The organism is Micromonospora sp. C51 (assembly GCF_018070435.1).
GTDB lineage: Bacteria > Actinomycetota > Actinomycetes > Mycobacteriales > Micromonosporaceae > Micromonospora > Micromonospora sediminimaris.
Map to the genome: position 1 here is coordinate 25,688 of NZ_JAGPXQ010000045.1, position 19,688 is coordinate 45,375.

A 19,688-nucleotide genomic window follows, 5' to 3' on the forward strand; every position below is an offset into this window, starting at 1 on the left:
AGGCCGGGTGCGGGTCTAACAGCACCTAACACCGTCTAACACAACCTTACAACCGCAGGTCAGACCCGGTGCCGCCTATATGGGCCTCGCCGCTGAGGGGCGGTCGCGGTTGCTGACAACGGGCCCGAGCACCGTGATGCGGCGACCGCGCCGGCAGCCGCCCTATCTGCTTTCACCGCGCCCGGTCGGTCGGTTGAGGCCCGGCGAGGTGCCATTCGGGACGGTATTGCGGTGCGGGATCGATCTGGCGGTCAGGTGCTGCCGCGTATGAGCGTGCCTTCGGGAGTGAGACCGGCGGTGGCGAGTCGTCGCGTGTACCGGTCGGTCAGGTCGGCGGCGGCGATGTGCTCACCCAGGCTGGCGAGGATGCTGGCGGCGCGGTGGTGCAGGTCGGCGTTGTACGGGTCGACGCGGATGCCGTCCTGTAGGTAGGCCAGTGCCTGGCGGGGATCAGGTGCGGCGGCGGCGAGGGCGGCGTAGGCGTCGAGGACATGGCGGCGGATGGATTCGCGGTGCGGATCGAGCCATGCCCAGGTGTGTCCGGCGGCGAGGTCGCCGGTGTAGGCGTCGACGACGGCCTGCCAGGCGGTGGTGTGGTCGGTGAGGGTGGCGGCGGCGCGGTCGACCGCACGGTGGAAGTGCCACAGGTCGACGTCGACGTGGTCGGGGTGCAGACGGTAGCGGTCGCCCGTGCGGTCGATGATGGGCAGGCCGGTGGTGCGCGCGGCGGTGCGGAGTTCGCTGAGGGTGGTGTAGAGGCGTCCGGTGAGCCGCTGGCCGGGTAGTCCGGGCCAGAGGGCTTCGGCCATGAGATGGCTGTCGACTCCGTCGGGGTGCACGGCGAGGAAGATCAGGGCCTGCCGGGCGGCGGTGCGCCGCACCGTCAGGGCCGTGCCGTCGACGAGCAGTGCCGGTTCACCCAGGACTCGCACTCGCATCCGCTTGTCGGGGCGGATGGTGTCGTGGTGTGGGGCTGTGGGGCGCGGCACCTGCACCTGCGGGTGGGGCTGTGTGGGCGTGGCGGGTGTCGGCGGGTGGAGGTGGCCGGTGACGGTGAGCAGGTCCGTGGTGGCGACGGCGTCGAGCACACATACCCGCGGGCCGGCGGTTGCGGTGTCGGAGGGGTGGGTGTGGCCGTCGGTCTCGACGTGCCACGTCGTCGCGTGCGGCCATGCCGTGAGCGCGACTGTCGTCGCCCTGCTGGTGGCGAGGCTGCTCGGGGGCGGTTCGTCGAGGATCAGCACCCGCCGGCCGCCTTCGGTGCCGTGTGACAGGGCTGGCGTGTCGTCGGCCGGCAGGGTCGTGGCGTGCGCGGCGGTGTCGACGATCCGCAGCCCTGCCGCGGGCCGCAGGTGCGGGGCGGCCGGTCCGAGCAGCATATCCACGGCGCGGCGGGTGATCACCAGCTCCACCGTGTTCTGCCGCATGGCGGAGAGGAGTGCGGTGATCAGCAGTCCGCGGGCGGCGTCCAGCGCTCCCGGGCCGGTCAGCCCGACCCCGGTGGGTGGGAATCCGACCTGCGGTAGCCCGGCGGCCGGGGCGGGCGCCGGTGGTGTGGGTCGGCTGCCGGTGGCGGCTTGGATGACGGCGACGGTGGCCGGGAGCGGCGCCAGGTCCTGCGCGTCCTCGGTGTGGGGGTGTGGTCGGGTGGGGCGGTAGGCGCGGCGGCGTCGCAGCCACACCAGCCCGGCCGCGGCGCTCACCTGCTCGGCGACGTCGTAGGGCAGCCATCCGCCCGGCACGGCGACCCCGTCAGCCGTGTCGGCCTGCTCAAACCTGTCGTGGTCGGTGCCAGTGGTGGTGGTTGTCCCCTGGTGGCTGGCGTCGGGGGTGGGGGTGGTCGGGGTGGCGATGGTCAGGGCGGCGGCGCCGGCCATGCCGGTGGCGGTGGCCTGCCACGGGGTGGGCAGCGGGAGGCGGCGTAGCCACCGCACGCCGGCCCACACCCGGGTCGCGGTCGTGGCCGTGACGAGGTAGGCGACGAAGGCCCACAGCAGCCAGGCCAGCCCCACCAGCAGCAGAATCAGGTTCTGCTCGGTCAACGGGTCACGGACCCACTGCCACCACGCCACCCGCGGCGAGTCGACCGACGGCCAGCCCACCATCCGGACCAGCAGGATCGGCGGGCCGGTCAGCAGCACGACCGTCAGCAGCAGCGACGCGACGTGCCGCGGCCACCGCATTCTCTCCTCACCCCCTACCGGCGATGCGCGTCACGAACGTGGTGGGCCGGGTGGGACAAGGTTGCGGCGGGGCTGGCTGGGCGCCGTGTAGAGGATGCGGGTCCACAGGCGAGCCAGCCACCACACCGTGACGGCCACGACGTAGAGGCCGGCCACCGTCCCGGTGTTGTACCGGCCGACCAGGGTCGCGGTGAGGATCGCGAACGGGACACCCATCACCAGCCGCAACCACCACCCGGACACCAACGCGGTGATCACCCCCACCCCGATCAGCAGACCACCGACGCGACTCCCGAGCCCCAGCCACACCTCCATGCCGGGCGAATAGGTCGCGGGCAGCGACCACTGAACCAGGACCATCCCCACCGTGGCCGTCAACGTCGACGAGACAGGAAACGCGAGGAACTCCGACCAGCCGCCCCGCGGGGTACGCCACTGACGGAACGCGATCAGCGCCAGCACCATCGCCACCAGCAGGATCGGCGCGACCGGCAGCACGGTCCAGCGCAGGAACGCCCCCAGTTCGGTGCCGATGTACTGGGAACCCACCACCGCGTACATGCCCACGACGGCGACACCGAGCCACGCGGAGGTGAGGATGCCGGTGGCGACCTGCGCGGCCGGCGACAGCGGCACCCCACTGTCGGTACGCGTCGCCAGCGTCGAACCGAGAACGGTGCCGGCGGCCAGGCAGGCGATCACGGCGAACACCGACGCCATCGCCACCTCACCCCAGTTCATGAACGCCCACGGCCTCACCAGCCCCGAGTGCCATTCCGCGGTGAGCAGCGCGTGCGACACCAGCGCCAGCGAGGCGAACCCCGGCACCGCGACCGCGACCGCCCGCCACAACGTCGGCAGCGGCTCCCCCACCGCCGGCGTGCTCTGGTCGGTGGCCAGGCCGCCGGCGTCGGCCGCGCCACGGGCCGCCGCGAGCAGCGGATCCGGCACCAACATCGGCCTCAGCCCGGTCTCGGCCGCCATGACATCGGCGACCAGCGGCATCTGCGCCGTGCCGCCTACACACCACAGCCCGGCGACGGTGGTCGGGTCCACCTCGGCGGCGTCGACCGCCTCCCGCACGAGCCCCGCCGCCCGGGTCAGTGCCGGGCGGGCGGCCTGCTCCACCACCATGTGGTTGAGCACCACCGCCGATCCCGACGGCATGGGCACCGTGACCGCCGGATGCCCCGCCAGGGCGTGCTTCGCGCTGCGGAGGCTCGCCGTCAGCGCCCACCCGTCCCCCGCCGGCATCCCGGCGGGAGCCACCGCGGCCGTCAACCCGGCGTCGATGGCATCGCCGCCGGCGTCGCTGTCGGCGAGCGTGGACAGCACCTCGAAACCGACCGGGCTCCGCCGCAGCACACTCACCTCAGCGCCGCCGCCCAGATCACACACCACCACCACCGACCCCACCGGCAGCTGCACACCCCCGGCGAGCACGTGCGAGGCGACCGCCACCGGCGCCTCCACCAGGCGTGGCTGCGGCAAGCCGGCGCGGTGGGCGGCCTGCCGCAGCCACGTCCGCCTGCGCGGCCCCCACCCCGCCGGCACGACCAGCCGCACGTCCTCCACCGGCCCGCCGGCCACCGCCCGGGCCTCATCCATGACTCGCCGCAGGGTTGCCGCCACCAGGTCCGCGGGTGCGACCTGCATGTCGGCGACGCTCATCTGCTCGTCGGCGGGGCGCCGGGGGCGGGGTATGAACCGCTGCGGATCGGCGGTGGCCGCCTGCCACGCCCGCTGCCCCGTTACCACCGACCCATCGCCAGCGACGAGCACGGCGCTGGGCAGCCCGGGTTCGCCGTCGAACAGCAGCGGTGACCAGGATCCGTCCGGCCAGGCAAGGACCGCGGTCGTCGTGGCGCTTCCACAATCGATCGCCAGCCGCGCCTGCCCCGCTCGCATACCCGACAGTCAAACATGAGGATCACATTCACGTCATGCCGTAACTACAGTCAGCAGTGGTCGGGCTGGTCTGCCCCGGGCTGGATGGGCCGGTGGATTCTGGGGCGTCGCCGGGATGAGCTGCACGTAGGCGTGATGGTGCGTGCGGTCGCCGGCGCGCCGTGTAGGCGTTGCTGTGCGAGCACGGGTGCAGGGTGAGGTGCCGAGCAGCGGCGGGACGGCTTGTTCAGCTGGTCTTCATCGCGGTGGAGATGTGGTTGCGGAGTTTTCGGGCGGCGGGGTCGTCGAATGGGCGCAGCAGGTGGTGTGCGTCGTTCCAGGACTCGGTGGCCTCTGGTGTGCGGCCGGCGGCGTGGAGAGCGTCGCCGAGGTGGGTCATCGCGATCGCCTGCAGCCAGGGGTCGGCGAGTTCACGCTGCATCGTTGCGGCGTGGAGGTGGAACTCGGCGGCTTCGGCGTACCGGCCGAGTTGGTGGTAGGCCAGTCCGGTGGCGTCGAGTGCGGTGGCTTCGCGACCCCGGTTGCCGAGGCGGCGTTGGAGGACGGTGGCGCGTTGGTAGGCGGCGAGGGCTTCTTCTGGTTCGTGGAGGTCCTGGTGGATCCTGCCCAGCTCGATGTAGGCGGCGGCGGTGATGACGGGGTCGTCGGTGTCGGAGGCGACGGTCAATGTGTGCTGCGCGACGGTGCGGGCCTCGTCGAGACGGCCGAGTTGGCGCAGGATGTCGCATTGTTTGACGAGGACGTCTATTTCCGATGCGCGGTTGCCGAGTTGGCGCATTGTCTCGGCTGCGGTCTGGCTGTGCTGTAGGGCCTCGGCCGGTTGGTCGAGTTCGAGAAGGGCCCAGCCGATCAGGTGGGTTGCGAAGGCTTCCTGATGGCGGTCGCGGAGGTGCCGGGCGATGGTGAGGGCTCGGTGAAGCAGTTCGAGGGCTTCGTCGAGGCGGCGTAGGCGTAGGCAGGCCAGGCCGGCGCCGCACAGGGTTTCGGCTTCGTCGGCCGGGTCTGCGGTGTGCTCGTGCAGGGCGATGGCTTGCCGGAGGTGTTCGAGGCCTTCGTGGTGGCGGTTGGCCTGGGTGTATGCCTTGCCGAGACTGTGGAGAAGGAGCGCTTCGGCTCGTCGGTCGTTGATGGCGCGGGCGGAGGCGAGTCCGATCTCGGTGGTGGTGAACCATTCGTGGAAGGGATGGCGGAAGTTGTAGATGTGGTGCAGGAGGGCGGGTAGCTGCCATGCGTGCTGGTGCAGGCCTGCGGTGTGGGCGGCGCGGGTGGCGGCGACGAGGTTGCTCCGTTCTGCCTCGTACCAGGTGAGGGCGTCTTCGTGGGTGGTGAACGATGCCGCAGTCACGCCATCGGGTAGTGCTTCCAGCTCGAAGCGTCGGCGGCCGTAGTCGCTGGCGGCGATGGCGTTGTCGGCGCTGTGCAGGTACCAGGAGATGACTCGCAGCAGTGCCCTGGTGCGGGATTCGGCGGGTTCGTCGTGCTGTACCTGGTCTGCGGCGTAGGCGCGCAGCAGGTCGTGGAACTGGTACCGGTCGCGGGCTTGTTGCTCGATCAGGTGGGCGCCGACGAGGACGTCGAGGATGCTGCGGGTGCGGTTGGGGCTCTGCGCCGCCAGGGCTGCGGCGGCGTTGGTGCAGAAGTCGGCGCCCGGGTGCAGGCCGAGCAGGCGGAACAGGCCTGCGGCGTCGGCGGGCAGTGCCTGGTAGGACCAGGCGAATACGCTGCGGACGCGGCTGGTTTCGTCGTCGTCGCCGGTGGCGAGCAGTTCCCAGAGGCCGGATTCGTCGCGGAGGTCTTGGATCAGGTCGCTGAGGGTGTGCTGGGGATAGCGGGAGGCGCGTTCGGCGGCGATGCGCAGGGCCAGTGGGAGCCGGGCGCAGAGTCGGGCAAGTTCGGTGAGCTCCTGCGGGTCGTCGCCGCGGCGGTAGCCGTCGGTGGTGATCTGCAGCAGTGTCACGGCGTCGGGGTCGGCGAGGACATCGAGGGTGAGGCGGCGTGCGCCGTCGCGGGCGACGAGTGCGGACAGTCTGCTGCGGCTGGTGATGAGGGTCAGACATTCGCCGGTGCCCGGCAGGAGGGGCCGTAGGTCGGTCACGGTCGCGGCGTTGTCCAAGACGATGAGGACGCGGCGTTCTGCCAGCAGGGAGCGGTAGAGGTCGGTGCGGGTGTCGGTGTCGGCGGGAATGTCGTCGTGGGGTACACCGAGCGCGCGGAGGAACCGTTCGAGGATGTCGTGTGGCCGTGCGGGTTGGCCGGGGTCGTAACCGCGCAGGTTGGCGTAGAGCTGGCCGTGGGGGAACTGGTCGCGGACCTGGTGTGCCCAGTGCAGGGCGAGGGAGGTCTTACCGACGCCGGCGGTGCCGGCGATGACGACGATGGCGCTGGGTGTGCGTGCGTCAGTGGTGGCGGCCAGCGCGGCGGTGAGGTGTTGCAGGTCGTCGGTGCGGTTGACGAAGTCGGGTACGCCGGGTGGGAGCAGGCGTGGGGTGGGTCCTGCGGATGGTGCGCTGTGGAAGTGGACTCCGCCGCTGACGTGGCGGGCCTGCACGACGTCGCGGGCGGCGCCGTAGAGCACTGATCGGGTCTGCTCGGATGGCTCGGGTGGTGTGTCGTGCACGGCGATGTCCTCCCTTGCGCTTCAGGTTCGTGGCTGCGCGGGGTGGATGTGCACGAGACCGTCGGAGACCGCGACGATCCAACCGTGGTGCAGTTTCGCGGCGAGGCGGCCGGGTGGGTACTGATGCTGGCAGCGTGATGCTGTCAGGCTGCGTACCTGCAGGGGCGGCGCGTCGGCCGGATATAGCACGAAGCCGAGGTGACCGAATCGCGCCTGCAGACGCTGGGCGTCGGCGACGGTGGCGGTGGCGGCGTGCAGGGTGCGTTCAGCCTCGGGTGGTTCGGGCCAGTACGATCCGGCGCCTTGGTCACGCTTGTGTTGGAAATAGTGATCGATGTCGTCGATGAGGCGTTGTAGTGCGCGGGGCGCGTACGCCCAGAGTTTGAGGAACGTCTCGTCGAAACCGTCGTCGGTGTCGCGGTCGAAGGGCTCCTGGAGCAGGATGGGCCCTTGGTCGAGCTCGGGGGTCATCTCGTGAATGGTGATCCCGTTGAGGTCGGGATGTTCGAACGTGAGGTAGGCCAGCGGGTTGGGGCCGCGGCCATAGGGCAACAGGGTTGGATGGACATTGACCGCATAGCTGACATCAAGGCGTTCGACCGGAATGCGGTACATGTACGCCGCACAGACCAGCAGGTCAATGTCCAGAGTGTTGAAGGCGTCGATCTGCTCGGTCGACCACCGTCCACTCCGGACGGGCGTGTTCTGGGCGGCTGCGATTGCGCGGACATTGTCGGTGGGTTGGCCCCCGGGGCCGTCGCTGAAAATCACGACGAGATCGAGGTCGGCACGCTGCGCCAATAGCTCCAGGCAGGATGAGAAGAAGTCATGGCCAGCGTAGGCCACACGCATGCGCGTCATGGCATGTCCGATCGATCAGAGGTCGACACCTGTGGTCGTCAAACTTAACGCTTTACCTACAGCCGATGCACGTGTGCTGGCAGAAGTGGTGGCACTGATTTGGTTGTCGCGTGTGAAGCCAAATGAGTCTCGCGCAGGTGCGGCGGCTGAGGACTCTCGCCGGCGGCGAGTTGCGCCGGCGACTGGTGTTACCGCAGGTCAGAGCCACCCTTGATCGACCAACGTGAACACCCTAAGCCTTGACTACATAGCGTGATGTACCGGATACTGGCCATCTCGCACACGGTTGAAGGCAACGACGAGCGCAGCAGGGGCGATTGATGAAGCTAAGGCTGTTGTATGGCGAGTCGTCCAGCAGTTGTCCCACCATCTACATTGCCGAAGACGGCGATATCGTGGTTCAGGGCCTCCGGTTGGACGATGCCACCGAGGGTGAGTTGACGAACGTCCTACCAGGAGAAACGGCCGTGAAGATCTCACCTGACCTCCTCCTGGGCGCTACGGCGGCGTATCAGCAGCGCAGCAACCAAACATAGGTCACCGCGATCGACGTATCGCGGTATCAATGTCGATTGGTCCGTGTCGTTACCCTTATGGACGGGTACATCTAGCGCACCCCCGCAGTCCGGATGGGGCGAGGTTCGCCAGCAGCGGAGGAGCCGGATCGGGTCGCGCGCTGGCTGATTGAGCGCCGGATCGGCAGCGAGGCGCGTTGTGCGCTCCCCGGTCATGCCTTAGCACCTCAGCTCGAGGCCTGCCCAGCCATTACTGGCCCACTATTCGCGCCACCGAACATGCTGGTCAGGTGAACGTTATCGGCCCGTGAAAGTCTCGGCCTTGGATGGCAGTACCTGAGACTGTGCCACTGATGAGGTTGTTCACCTGCGCGGAGTCTGACGTAACCGGGGCCAGCAGCTTCGTCAGATCGGCGGCGAACTCGTCGTCAGCTTCGGCGCGGCGGCGCAGCACCGCAGCCAATCGGGCGGCAGCCCCCGAGTCCGCAGGCGCCGCCTCAAGCTCGTCCAGCTCCTGCTCCCCCGTCGGCAGGGCTGACAAATCCCCGCTGTCGGTAGAGCGACGCCGACTGCGCACCAACGATGTGAGAGCCGCCCAGGCCTGCCGGCCCATCTCACCACCTGCACCGCTCGCCAGCGCCGCTAGGACAGTAGCTGACACGAGGTCCATCTTTACCTCCACAGCCGAGACCGATCCGTGGCGACAGCGGCGCATCAATCGATAACTTGTGATGTCCGTGCCCGTTCCATAGTAGAACGTCACACACAGGTACGGCAGGAAGGTCACCGCCGGATGCCTGGCTACTCCTCCCCCGCAAAGCTGATCACGCCCAAGCCTCGCGTACGCACGGCCCCCGGCCGGCCGCTCTATTCGTTTTGGTCGGATCGCTGAAAGCCGAGCGGAGACGGGTGGGGTCGCCCGGCGGCAGGGCGGCCCGCACGCGGCAGGGCGAATGGGAGTGGGTCTGCGGATACCGTAGGTCGGCGCGTACCTGACTCTGTAGCGGACCCCGTACGCCGACAGACGGCGATGAGCCGCTGACCGGCAACGTTGTCCCGCATCCCCTGAGTGAGGGCCATGAAGGTGCGCCGATGTTCCGGCCTTGCCGAATGCGTCGCCGCAGGAGCTGCCGGACTGCTGAGCGTAGCCCTGCGCCGGGGATTTTGGACCCGAGTAGCGGTACGACGAGGTCGGCGGTGACGGGCGCCTGCATCGCCAGTTTGCCAGCCTGTCCGCCACCGCGCACCGCGGACGCCCTGCCCCATTGGGTTGGTGCGGACCCGAGGGCTGCCGCGCCGTTGAGGCAGCCCTCGGGGTCCGGTTGTCGAGGTGGCGGTTCAGCCGGTCACCGTGGTGAGCGGGGCCGGTCGGCCGGCGCGGCGTAGGGGCCACAGCTGTGGACCGTCGATGAGGTGCAGCGGGGTGCCTGCGTGGTAGCCGTGTCTGGTCAGGTGGTTTCGGACCGTGGTGGTGGTGGCGATGGTGTCGACCGGGTAGCCGAGCTGGTCGACTCGCCGGTGGTGGTGGGCGAGCAGCGCCTGACCGATGCCGTGGTGGCGGGCGTGGGGGGTGACGTGCAGCCAGGTCAGCCAGTGGTGTGCGGCGGCGGTGCGGTATCGGCGGACCAGGGTGTGGAGGTGCTGGAAGTGGGTTAGGTGTCGGCCGGTGAAGGTGCTCAGGTGGTAGTCGGACAGCGGTGGCGCCTGCGGTGCGGGGTGGTGGCGCCAGACGGCGACGGCGGTCATGTCGACCGTGATATCGACGTGCCCCCATTCGACGGCGTGGTCGATTTCCATGGCGAGCAGGGCGTGGAAGATGTGTTGCCGCCCGGCCGGGTCGGGGACGAGTCATTGCGCTACTGGGTTGGTGGCCACGGCGTCGGTGAGCAGCGCGGCGATGGTGGCGACGTCGCCGGGCTGCGCGGGCCGGATGGGTGGCGCGGTCACGGCGGGGGCGGTCACAGGGGCCGCCGACGTGGCAGGGTGCGCGGAAAGGGGGTCCGGCCGCCGCTGCTGGTGGGGGTGCCGCGCCACATTCGCCAGATGATGGGCCCGCCGGTGGGGAGCACGATGGTGGGGCCGGCGGTGTAGCCGTGGCGTAGGTAGAGCCGCCGGTTGCGCATGGTGGTGGCTTCCAGGTACGCCGGCAGGCCAAGGTCGTCGAGGCGACGGTGATGGTCGGCGAGCAGGGCGGCGCCGAGACCGCGGTTCTGTCGGGTGGGGTCGACGGCGAGGTAGGCGAGGTAGTGGTGTGGGTCGTCGGGGTGGAAGGCGTCGAACATTTCCTCCAGCAGCACGAACTTCGGCGCGTACACGCCCGCGATGTGCTCCAGCGACTCCAGCCGTTCCCGGGTATCGGTCGAGGTGCGTTCGAGACGGGGGTACCAGATCGCCACCGCCGTCTGATCGCCCGTCGTGTAGACATGCCCGTGCGTCAGGCCGTGATGGAAGGCGTCGGTGAAGTACCGGTAGTAGACGGTTCGGCGGTCGGTCGGGTCGGGGACCAGCCAGTCGGCGACGGCGCCGTCGTGGAACGCCTCAGCGAGGACTCCGATCAGCGGTCCGGCGTCAGCCTCGGTGGCAGGGCGGACGAGCAGATTCGTGTTGGTTGCGGTCACAGCTTCCCTCTGGTCAGGCAGGTTGGCGGGCGAGGTCAGGGGCGCGTAGGGGTCCGGTGTCGCTGTCCGCGCCCAAGCCGATCGCCGCGTACACATCGGGGCGGGTGGTGCGCAGGATCAGCGCCCAGGCGATACCGAGCAGCGCGGCGACGGCGTACGCGGCGGGGAAAGCCCAGCGCAGCGGCGAGTCCGGTGCCACGCCGAGGAGGGTGGCGAACTCCCGCAGGGTGACGGTGAGGATCCCGCCGAGCGCCACCGAGGCCATCCCCGGCGCGATCACCGACCGCCACGCTCCTTCTGCGTGGGTGGTGCGGGTGAAGAAGCCGATGACGGCGGCGGAGGTGGCGGTCATCAGGATGAGCACGCCGAGGCCGCCGGTGACGGTGATCCAGAAGAACAGGTGCACGATCGGATCCGCCCCCGCGAGCGCGTAGCCGACCAGCACGCAGAAAGCGAGCGCACTCTGGACGAGGGAGCCGACCTTCGGTGCGCCGGTGCGGCGGCTGGTCCGGCCGAACACGGCCGGGAGCACCCGTTCGCGGCCGAGGGCGAACAGGTATCGGGCGACGGTGTGGTGAAACGACAGCAGCGCGGCGAACAGGGAGGTGATGAACAGGACCCGGGCGACGGTGATGACACTCTGGCTCAGGTAGGGCGACACGAGGTTGAAGATGAGGTCGGTGCCGTCGGTGCGGGCCGCCTCCACGATGCGGTCGGGGCCGGTGGCCACCGACATCGCCCACGCGGACAGCCCGTACAGCAGGCCGGTCACGGTCACGGCGATGTAGGTGGCGCGTGCGATCGTGCGGTGCGGGTCGTTGGTCTCCTCGGAGAACACGACGGTGCCTTCGAAGCCGACGAACCCGGTGATCGCGGTGACCAGGGCGGCGCCGATGCCGGCGGCGACCAGGTGAGTCGGGGCGAGGGTGTCGAAGCTGACGGTCCCGTCGGCGGGGTGGGTGAGCATGATGGCGTCGAAGGTCAACGCGACGGCGCATTCGGCGATCAGGACGACGGCGAGGACGCGGCCGTTGAGGTCGATGCGCGCGACCCCGAGCACCGTGACGATGGCCCAGACGGCGAGGGCGCAGATCCACCAGGTGAGCTGCCAGCCGTACCGGTCGTTGAGGAATGCGGCGGTGACCGCGCCCGCGCCGCCGTACAGGCCGATCTGCATTGCGTTGTAGGCGAGCAGGGCGACCATCGCGGCGCCAACGCCGGTGGGGCGGCCGAGTCCTCGGGTGACGTAGGTGTAGAAGGCGCCCGCGTTGACGATGCGGCGGGACATGGCCACGTAGCCGACCGCGAACAACGTCAACACGGCCGCGACCAGGAGGTAGGCGACGGGGATGCCGGTGACGCCGGTGACCGCGTACCCGGTGGTCGCGCCACCGGCGATGACGGTGAGGGGTGCGGCGGCGGCGATGACGAAGAACACCACCGACGGGATACCGAGCCGGCCTCTGGCGAGGACGGCGGACACGGTGTCGGGCTTCGAGTGGGACATCGGCTCTCTCTCAGCAATGAGGGGATGGATAGGAAGGTGGCCAGTCAGGAGGTGCGGTGGCTCAGCACGGCGCCGCCGACGACGGCACCGAGGTCGGCAAGAAGGTCGCGCAACGGCGGGTGCGCCTGGTCGACCTGGTGACGCAGGAACGCGCGGACGGCAAGCGGTGTGCCGTCGAGCAGAATCGGATCGAGCTGCGTGTGTAGCGCCAGGCCCGCGAGGACTTGGTCGAAGGCGTTGAGCGGCTGGTAGTTGCGCAGTTGGAAGGACAGGCGAGCCCAGGACCAGGCGGCCGTGTTCACGTCGGTGGGGACGTAGACGGTGCGCTGGCGCCACAGCCGGCCGACCTGCTCCGGCCGCAGCAGCCCGAGCTGCCACATCCGGGTGATCACCTGCTCGTAGGCGGTGGTGGCGAGGAACGCCAACCACGTTCGGGTCGCGGTGTGACGCGGCTCGGCCACCAGCCGATCCAGGACGAGATGTTGCAGCCAGTCCTTCGGTGGGACCGTGTTGATCACCCGCACATGGCGGCCCTCGAAGGTGACCCGACCCTCCCGGTACAGCTCCGCCAGCAGCGCGGCGGCCAAGCCGTACGCCGTTGCCGACTCGAACAGACGCGGACGTCCGGTCTGGTCATCGTGGGCCAGGTAGAAGAACTCGTCGGCAAGACGCGTGGTGGTGTGGGCGGCTGCGCTGCCAACGGCGCGCACCGGCCGGGCCGGTTCTATTGGTGCCGGGTGTTCGTACAGGTGGGGTGCGTGGTCGTTGGATGCGCCGGAGGGTGGGGTGTTCACCGCGGCTGACCTTCCTCGGTCGATTCGTCAGAGGGGATGGAAAACCCGAGCTGCCGGAGGAGCTTTAGGCCGCCGGGGTGGTGGGCGAGTTCCCCGATCGCCCAGGCGTGTTGCCCGCATCCACCGGTCTGGCAGTGGAGGCAGGTGCCGCCGTCGCGATGCTGGAGCACCGTGTTGCGCGCCGCCTCGAAGCGATCGACGGCGCGGTCACCGTCGTCGGTGCTGGTCATGAACCAGAATTCCGGCGGTGTAGTGCGGCCACGGTGACCCGCACCTCCATGCATGGCGGGTGCCGGTCAACGTGCGGGTAGTCGCACTCGGGACGGTGGCCGAGGATCCAGATCCACTCGTCGCTGCGGTTCGGCAGGTCGCGAATCGCGGCCACGGTGACGGCCACGGGAGTCCCGGGGGTGAGGTCACGGCCGTAGGACCAGTCGTTCGCCTCGAGTTGGAGCAGGGTGCCCGGGGTGATGTCGGGCAGGGGCTGTGGGCTGCGGTTCATGGCCGCGTCCTTCGACGCCCTCGATGTCGAGGGTGGGAGTCCAGGGCAGGGCGACTGGAGTTTGCCCCGCACGGCCGACGCCGATCGAGGGTGCCAGGGGGCAGTGCGGTGTTTTCATCCTGGTGGCGAGGCGTCGCTTCGCCACAGCTGGCGAAGCGCGTGGCTGCATCCTCGCAGTCAATGCCGAAGGGCCTGAACGGGTGCTCGCCGTCAGCAGGGACGAACCATTTGACGCGCACTGCCATCACCTTTCTGTGTGAGATGCGTGGCCGGCTCGCGCTGTCGGAACGGCGCCCTGCTTGAGAAAGCGTCCAACAAGCCGCCCGGCATCCGAGACCACCGCCGCCGCCGCGACCTGACGCTTCTGATCAAGCTGATGGAGCACGTCACCGACAGCCGACGAGATTGCCGCCGGCGATGGCAGCCGATCGGTGGCTGTCGCCTGGCGTCCCGTCGAGGTCACACCCCACGCGGCGAAGAGCATGGTCGCGGATAGCGGAATGGCCGGCCACAACGCCAGTCTCCGGGCAACACGCACAGCAGAACCCTTCAGATCGCACGGTCAACGACCCATGACACGGCGGAATGAGGAAGCCGTGGTGCACCCGGCTCGACAGGCTGCCGGCTGGCAGGATCGCGTGCCAACGAGACGACTAAAGACGAGACCGATCTATGTCGGCCAGACCTGCCGGCGGGTTCCGACATTCCGGCAACAATCCCGGTCCGGGGATTAGCGCGGAACGACGTTCACGGCGAAATGTCGGCGGATTGTCGGAGGTCAACGGTGTCTCTTATCGACATCGGTGACGACAGTTTCTGATTGCTTTGTCACCACCCGCATGGGTTCGACGGGCGGTGAGGGACCGCCGCCGCATTCCGGCGCGCGGGTCTCCCGGTGTCCACTGCCCCTTTGGGAGGGATGCACCATGACCAGTTCATCGATGCCGCAGGTCGTCGAGGTCGGCCGTGTCGCCGCGGAGATCCTCGACCGGATGCGCGTCCACCCGGCCTACGACCGGTTGCACAGCTCGTCGATGAAGTACTCCACCTGTTGGGCCACGTTCACCGGTTACCCGGCGATCAGCCGCTGGTCGTTGGAGCGTGACGCCGGGCCGTTGCTGGAGGAGGCGCTGCGGGTGCTGGCGCTCAAGGCGGCGGTGTTCGAGTTGTCCGGTGGCGACGAGCGGGCCGCCGAGTTGCTGGTGCCGGCGCCGGTGGACGAGATGATCCACGCGGTGCTGGCGCAGTTCACGCTGATGACGCGGATGCAGTCCGACCTGGCAGTGGTCTTTCCCCACGCGACGGAGTTGGAGGAGTTCACCTACACCCGTGGGTGTGTCACCGACGCCTACTACGCCGCTGCGGGGTGGGGTGAGCAGCCGCTGCGGTACTGGCTGGACTCGGCCGAGGTGACCCGCCGCCTGGACCTGCTCAACACCCGCTACCAGGCGGCCGGTCTCGGACGCGACGGGCGTAGCCACGATTTCGACTTCGACCAGCCGGAGCTGGTCGCTGTCGGGGTCAGCGGTTAGCCAGCTCCACGGACAGCACTCGCCGCATGGCCGCCACCACCCGTTTCGGATCGAACCGCTCGCCGGCCAGCCGTTCCGCGCGGGCGACTGCGGTGAAGATCTGCTCGGGGGGTGCGTCGCGCAGGACGGCGACGAGCCAGCCTTCCAGATCCACCAGGTCGGCGGGCAGTTGCAGGGCCGCCGGTGTCGGCGCCGGCCGGGGCGCCTGGTCGGGGACCGGTTCCCCGGCCGAGGCGTACCGGCCGGCGGGAAGGCCCACCCGGAAGGGGTGGACGCACACGGCGACCCCGTCGCCGGTGGCCCGCCAGCCGAGGTCGGGGCGGTAGGCGAACTCGGGTCCGGGCCGGTCGACCACGTCGAACTGGCCCGGTCCGAGCTGCTGAGCGGGACACACGACGCAGGTCTGCTCACACCAGTGCGGAAGCGGCCCGGACATGCCGCCGATCGTACGGCAATCAGGAGGTATCAGGGTATGACGGTCTTATCCTCTCCCCGTCCTGCCGTCATCGACCGCGCCCTTCGTGACGCCAGGGCATGGTGTGCGGGGCACACCATCGATGACCGGCCGGCCCTGGTCCACGCGGTCCGGGTCGCGGTGACCATCGGTGAGCACGTGCCCGCGCCGCCACGAGAGGTGATCGCGGCGGCGCTGCTGCACGACGCACCGGACCTCGCTCCGACCACAATGGACGTGTACCAGGTCCTCACCACCGGGTACGGGCCCGAGGTGGCGCGGATCATCGCCGCACTGCAGGCCGAACATTCCGCCCTCGACGAACCCGACCCGCCCATCCGTGTCGGTGACCAGCCGGTGCTGCTCGCCTCCACCGCCGATAAGATCGTCGCGCTGACCTCGCTGCTGCGGCGGGCACGAACCACCGGGGATGTGACCGGCTTCTTCGCCCGGCGGCCGGTGCTGTGCGGGCTGCTGCCGCACTTCCGGGCCTTCCAGCAGGCGGCGCATCCGCGGGTGCCGGCCAGCATGTCGGCGCATCTGCACGCCGTCCTCGCCCGGCTCGAACAGGCCACCGCCATCGCCGCATCGGGGCTACGGTGAACGCCGGCAGGCTCGACGAGCACCTCGTCGCGCAGCTGCGATGTGACCTGCTCACCGCCGCCAGACGGGTACCGACCGGGCGGCAGGGCATCGGGCAGTGGGAGCTGTCCACCGTGGAACGGCTGATCTTCGCGGACGGCAGCAGCGTGGTCTGCAAGGTTGCCGTCGCGCCGTTCACCGGCGAGGCGACCGTGCTGCGGGCGCTCAACGACCGGGAAGCCGCCGTTCCGGTGCTCCACGGTTACGCGATGCGCCCTCAGACGCTGGGCATGCTGATGGACGACCTCGGCGCCCCGGTCCGGGCAGCGACCGCGGCGGAGGCCGCCGCCGCGGCCCGCTGGGTCCACACCGTTGCCGGCATCACCGGGCTACCAACGTTCGACCAGGCGGGCCTGGCGCGGCTGCCCGGACAGGCACTCGACGCCCTTGACGCGCTGCGCCGGCAGGAACGCTTCCCCGACTCCAGGCCGATCGAGGAGTCGCTGCAGCGGCTGGCCGCCGTCGCACACCGCCGGGCCGACGGCGCCGAACGGCCACCGTTCGGGCTGTGCCACGGCGAGTTCCACCGCAGCTCGCTGCACGTCACCCGGGCCGGATGCCACCTCGTCGACTGGGCCAAAGCGTTCACCGGACCGGGCCTGCTCGACCTGGCGACCTGGTTCGGCACCCGCACACCACCCGAACCCCGACTGCTCACCCGACTCATCCGCGCCTACGTAGCCGCAGGCGGGCACCCAGGCGCGGAAGCCGACCGGGGCGGCCTTCCCGCCGCGCGGTGGGCGCTGGGCTGGCACCGGGTCTGGGCGGCCTGGTGGTTCCTGACCACCGCCGCCGCCGGCCACCACCGGCCCGACACCGACCGCCGTCACAGCCAGGTCATGCTCCGGCAGCTCCACGGGGCCGCACAACTGCTCGGCGCAGCACCACCTGCCAGCGCCGCCCCTCTACCGCTGGAAGCGGGAAGCTCATCGTGAAACGTCTCATCGTCGACACCCACGCCTCGTCCTGCTACTTCCGCACCTCAGTAGGCGGGGACGGCCGCAAAGCACTCGTGCAGATCACCGAGCGGTGCAACCTGCACTGCGCCCACTGCTTCGTCTCCTCCACCGCCCAAGGCTGCGACCTGACGCTGGAGAACTTCACCACCCGGGTCCTGCCCCGGCTGCTCGACGCCCGGGTGCAACGCATCACGCTCACCGGCGGGGAACCGTTCGTCCACCCCGACCTGATCGCCATGTGCCAGGTCGTGGCCGACCGAGGGCTGCCCGTGGGCATCTGCACGAACGCGACGCAGACCACCGACGATCACATCGCCGCCCTGACCGCGCTGGGCAACGTCCACATCAACGTGTCCTTCGACGGATTCCGCCCCGAAAGCCACGGCACGTTCCGCGGCGACCGGTCGTCGTTCGCCACCACACTCGCCACCACCCGCAAGCTCGCCCAGGCCGGCCTACTCAAAGGGCTCCTGTCGACGCCCAACGCGCTGACCGTGCCGGAGGAGTTCGCGGACCTGTGTGCCTTCGGCGTGCAGGTCGGCGCCGAGTACGTGTTGATGAACCCGCTGTCGTCCTTCGGACGAGGGGTGAAAAGCCGCGCACGGCTGGCCGCCACCGCGGCGACGATGAACGCCATCCGCGCGGTGACCGACCGCTTCGCCGACCAGCTCGACCTCGTCCATATCCGCTTCCCCAACGACGAGTTGCCGCTGGGCGGCTGCGACGCCGGCAAACTGATCTACGTCTTCGTCGACGGGCAGGTCGCGATCTGCCCCTACCTCGTCTTCGCCGCCCGCACACCGGCCTCCCCGCACCGCGACGCCGAGTTCCTGGCCGGCAACATCCTCGCCGCGGACATCACCGCCAACCTCGACGGCCACGACTTCCACACCCGCTACCAGCCCGGCGGGAATCCGACCTGCGGCTCCTGCACGCTCGGCGGGCAGTGCGGCAAAGGCTGCCCCGCAGCCGTCGTCGCGGCCGGCGGACGCATCGGCGACATCGACGCCGACCAGTGCCCGGTCACCGCCCCGCACGGCCGGCGCCTCCTACCGCTCGCCGTCGCCGAGGAGTGATCAGCCTGTTCATCGCCATCGAAGGCCCCAACGGAGCCGGCAAGAGCACCATCGCGCGCCTCCTGGCCGACCGCCTCGCCGACCTCGGCCCCGCCGGCGTGCACCTGACCGCGGAGCCCACCCGCACGCCGCTGGGCCAACTCCTGCGACGGCAGGAAGACTTCCTCCACGGCAAAGCACTCGCTCTCGCCCTCGCCGCCGACCGGGTCGCGCACATCGAGAACGAGATCATCCCCCGCCTCGACGACGGCTTCCACGTCGTCACCGACCGATACGTCGCCTCCTCACTGGTCCTGCAACGCGTCGACGGCCTCGACCTCGCCGAGATCTGGTCCTACAACCGGTACGTCCTCCCCGCCACCGTCATCTACCTCGAAGACGACCCCGACGTCATCCGCGCCCGACTCGACGCCCGACCGCACCTGACCCGCCTCGAACGCGCCGGCTCGCCCGAACAAGAACTCGCCCACTACCGCGACGCGGCCCGACACCTACACCGGCAGCAATGGCGCCAACACACCGTCGCCTGCAACAGGCTCACCCCCGACCAGGTCGTGACCACTATCCTCGGCCTCCTACCCGCCGACCTGCCCCTGACCAGCGAGGCCCAGCAACCGTGCTGTCCATCCTGACGATCAACGTGCAAGCCGCCGCGCCAGCCCGCGCGCAGCGCCTGCTCACCTGGCTCCTGGCCCGCGACGACGACGTGATCATCCTGACCGAGACCAGCAACGGCCCCGGCACCCGACACCTACTCGCCGAACTGCGCGCCGCCGGCCTCACCGTTACCCACCAGCCCTCACCCGACGGCGACCGCGGCTGCGCCATCGCCACCCGCGTCCCGAGCCGACCAGCCCCACACCTCACCGCCGGAATCAGCCTGCCCGGCCGCGCCCCCGCCATCACCCTCGACACCGACCCCACCGTCACCGTGCTCGGCCTGTATGTGCCCTCCAGCAACCGTGCACCCACCAAGGTCGCCAAGAAACGCGCCTTCCTCACCACCGTCCACAACACCCTGGCCACGATGGCTGCCGCCCACCGGGCTCATCTCGTCGTGGGCGGGGACTACAACGTCATCAGCCGCGACCACCAACCCCGCTACCCCGGCTTCCTCACCTTCGAATACGAGTTCCTCGACACCCTCGGCGACCTCGGACTCGCCGACATCCACCAGAGCCTGCACCCCGACGTACAAGCCCACAGCTGGATCGGCCGCGGCGGCAGCGGATACCGCTTCGACTACCTCCATACGGGCCCTGGGCTGCTGCCCCACTTGGCTGCCGCCGCCTATCTGCACCAACCCCGCCTAGATGGCCTCACTGACCACGCCGCGCACAGCGTCGACATCGACGTCCCAGCTACCGTCAGGCGCGGTGCCGCACTCGCAACGGGGACTGCGTAGATTTCCGTGTTTGACCTGGGTGTGGTCCGTTGGACAGGACGTTGATCCTGTCCGGGAAGGACCACGTCATGGCAGACAAGAAGAACGCTGTTCAGCTTCCGCAGCCGACGGCGGC

General features: G+C 69.8%; 18 protein-coding genes. 6 read left to right on the forward strand and 12 right to left on the reverse strand.

Annotation, left to right across the window (positions count from 1 at the left end):
* Positions 1-251: 251 nt before the first annotated feature.
* From KBX50_RS33450 to KBX50_RS28120, 11 genes are all read right to left on the reverse strand, one after another.
* Complete coding sequence (locus KBX50_RS33450) at positions 252-2,183, reverse strand: BTAD domain-containing putative transcriptional regulator (protein ID WP_282101667.1); 1,932 nt, start codon at positions 2,181-2,183, stop codon at positions 252-254.
* A 30-nt stretch (positions 2,184-2,213) separates the two neighbouring features.
* The gene (locus KBX50_RS28075) at positions 2,214-4,091 is read right to left on the reverse strand and encodes an Hsp70 family protein (RefSeq protein ID WP_210940844.1); all 1,878 of its coding nucleotides are present in this window, start codon (positions 4,089-4,091) and stop codon (positions 2,214-2,216) included.
* A 226-nt stretch (positions 4,092-4,317) separates the two neighbouring features.
* Positions 4,318-6,708 carry a tetratricopeptide repeat protein gene (locus KBX50_RS28080; protein ID WP_210940845.1) on the reverse strand — a complete coding sequence of 797 codons (2,391 nt, stop codon included), beginning with the start codon at positions 6,706-6,708 and terminating at the stop codon, positions 4,318-4,320.
* A 21-nt stretch (positions 6,709-6,729) separates the two neighbouring features.
* A complete protein-coding gene (locus KBX50_RS28085) occupies positions 6,730-7,560 on the reverse strand; it encodes a formyltransferase family protein (RefSeq protein WP_210940847.1) in 831 nt (276 codons plus the stop codon).
* A gap of 810 nt (positions 7,561-8,370) precedes the next feature.
* Complete coding sequence (locus KBX50_RS28090; protein WP_210940849.1) at positions 8,371-8,871, reverse strand: hypothetical protein; 501 nt, start codon at positions 8,869-8,871, stop codon at positions 8,371-8,373.
* A 551-nt stretch (positions 8,872-9,422) separates the two neighbouring features.
* Positions 9,423-9,881 (reverse strand): GNAT family N-acetyltransferase, encoded by a 459-nt coding sequence (locus KBX50_RS28095; protein ID WP_210940851.1) that lies wholly within the window; start codon positions 9,879-9,881, stop codon positions 9,423-9,425.
* 161 nt (positions 9,882-10,042) lie between these two features.
* Positions 10,043-10,702, reverse strand: a complete 660-nt coding sequence (locus tag KBX50_RS28100) for a GNAT family N-acetyltransferase (protein ID WP_210940853.1) — start codon at positions 10,700-10,702, stop codon at positions 10,043-10,045.
* A gap of 13 nt (positions 10,703-10,715) precedes the next feature.
* On the reverse strand, positions 10,716-12,209 hold the full coding sequence (locus KBX50_RS28105) for an APC family permease (protein ID WP_210940856.1): 1,494 nt from the start codon (positions 12,207-12,209) through the stop codon (positions 10,716-10,718).
* A 44-nt stretch (positions 12,210-12,253) separates the two neighbouring features.
* Positions 12,254-13,003: a GPP34 family phosphoprotein gene (locus tag KBX50_RS28110; RefSeq protein ID WP_210940858.1), complete on the reverse strand. Its 750-nt coding sequence runs from the start codon at positions 13,001-13,003 to the stop codon at positions 12,254-12,256.
* Complete coding sequence (locus KBX50_RS28115) at positions 13,000-13,233, reverse strand: hypothetical protein (protein ID WP_210940860.1); 234 nt, start codon at positions 13,231-13,233, stop codon at positions 13,000-13,002. Before KBX50_RS28115 ends, KBX50_RS28110 begins: the two co-directional genes overlap by 4 nt.
* Positions 13,230-13,505 carry a hypothetical protein gene (locus KBX50_RS28120; RefSeq protein ID WP_210940861.1) on the reverse strand — a complete coding sequence of 92 codons (276 nt, stop codon included), beginning with the start codon at positions 13,503-13,505 and terminating at the stop codon, positions 13,230-13,232. The genes KBX50_RS28115 and KBX50_RS28120 overlap by 4 nt, the downstream gene beginning before the upstream one ends.
* Positions 13,506-14,431: 926 nt before the next feature.
* Between KBX50_RS28120 and KBX50_RS28125 the strand changes: the two genes are divergently transcribed.
* On the forward strand, positions 14,432-15,037 hold the full coding sequence (locus tag KBX50_RS28125) for a hypothetical protein (RefSeq protein WP_210940862.1): 606 nt from the start codon (positions 14,432-14,434) through the stop codon (positions 15,035-15,037).
* Here the strand turns inward: KBX50_RS28125 and KBX50_RS28130 are convergent.
* A complete protein-coding gene (locus KBX50_RS28130; RefSeq protein ID WP_210940863.1) occupies positions 15,027-15,473 on the reverse strand; it encodes a hypothetical protein in 447 nt (148 codons plus the stop codon). The two genes, KBX50_RS28125 and KBX50_RS28130, sit on opposite strands and share 11 nt — an antisense overlap.
* A gap of 36 nt (positions 15,474-15,509) precedes the next feature.
* Here KBX50_RS28130 and KBX50_RS28135 point away from each other — a divergent pair, with 36 nt between their 5' ends.
* Genes KBX50_RS28135 through KBX50_RS28160 form a run of 5 tightly spaced genes read left to right on the forward strand, consistent with a single transcriptional unit; the run spans position 15,510 to position 19,573 of the window.
* A complete protein-coding gene (locus KBX50_RS28135; RefSeq protein ID WP_210940864.1) occupies positions 15,510-16,094 on the forward strand; it encodes a metal-dependent phosphohydrolase in 585 nt (194 codons plus the stop codon).
* Positions 16,091-17,068 carry an aminoglycoside phosphotransferase gene (locus tag KBX50_RS28140; protein WP_210940865.1) on the forward strand — a complete coding sequence of 326 codons (978 nt, stop codon included), beginning with the start codon at positions 16,091-16,093 and terminating at the stop codon, positions 17,066-17,068. The genes KBX50_RS28135 and KBX50_RS28140 overlap by 4 nt, the downstream gene beginning before the upstream one ends.
* On the forward strand, positions 17,065-18,168 hold the full coding sequence (locus KBX50_RS33065; RefSeq protein WP_307871097.1) for a radical SAM/SPASM domain-containing protein: 1,104 nt from the start codon (positions 17,065-17,067) through the stop codon (positions 18,166-18,168). The genes KBX50_RS28140 and KBX50_RS33065 overlap by 4 nt, the downstream gene beginning before the upstream one ends.
* Positions 18,165-18,800, forward strand: a complete 636-nt coding sequence (tmk, locus tag KBX50_RS28155) for a dTMP kinase (protein WP_210940866.1) — start codon at positions 18,165-18,167, stop codon at positions 18,798-18,800. The genes KBX50_RS33065 and tmk overlap by 4 nt, the downstream gene beginning before the upstream one ends.
* The gene (locus KBX50_RS28160) at positions 18,785-19,573 is read left to right on the forward strand and encodes an endonuclease/exonuclease/phosphatase family protein (RefSeq protein ID WP_210940868.1); all 789 of its coding nucleotides are present in this window, start codon (positions 18,785-18,787) and stop codon (positions 19,571-19,573) included. Before tmk ends, KBX50_RS28160 begins: the two co-directional genes overlap by 16 nt.
* Positions 19,574-19,688: the final 115 nt, after the last annotated feature.

Coding starts and splice junctions, on each gene's coding strand:
- KBX50_RS28085 (WP_210940847.1), bottom strand. CDS start 7,560: ATGCGTGTGGCCTACGCTGGCCATGACTTCTTCTCATCCTGCCTGGAG.
- KBX50_RS28125 (WP_210940862.1), top strand. CDS start 14,432: ATGACCAGTTCATCGATGCCGCAGGTCGTCGAGGTCGGCCGTGTCGCC.
- KBX50_RS33450 (WP_282101667.1), bottom strand. CDS start 2,183: ATGCGGTGGCCGCGGCACGTCGCGTCGCTGCTGCTGACGGTCGTGCTG.
- KBX50_RS28120 (WP_210940861.1), bottom strand. CDS start 13,505: ATGAACCGCAGCCCACAGCCCCTGCCCGACATCACCCCGGGCACCCTG.
- KBX50_RS28075 (WP_210940844.1), bottom strand. CDS start 4,091: ATGCGAGCGGGGCAGGCGCGGCTGGCGATCGATTGTGGAAGCGCCACG.
- KBX50_RS28135 (WP_210940864.1), top strand. CDS start 15,510: ATGACGGTCTTATCCTCTCCCCGTCCTGCCGTCATCGACCGCGCCCTT.
- KBX50_RS28115 (WP_210940860.1), bottom strand. CDS start 13,233: ATGACCAGCACCGACGACGGTGACCGCGCCGTCGATCGCTTCGAGGCG.
- KBX50_RS28095 (WP_210940851.1), bottom strand. CDS start 9,881: ATGGAAATCGACCACGCCGTCGAATGGGGGCACGTCGATATCACGGTC.
- KBX50_RS28130 (WP_210940863.1), bottom strand. CDS start 15,473: ATGTCCGGGCCGCTTCCGCACTGGTGTGAGCAGACCTGCGTCGTGTGT.
- KBX50_RS28105 (WP_210940856.1), bottom strand. CDS start 12,209: ATGTCCCACTCGAAGCCCGACACCGTGTCCGCCGTCCTCGCCAGAGGC.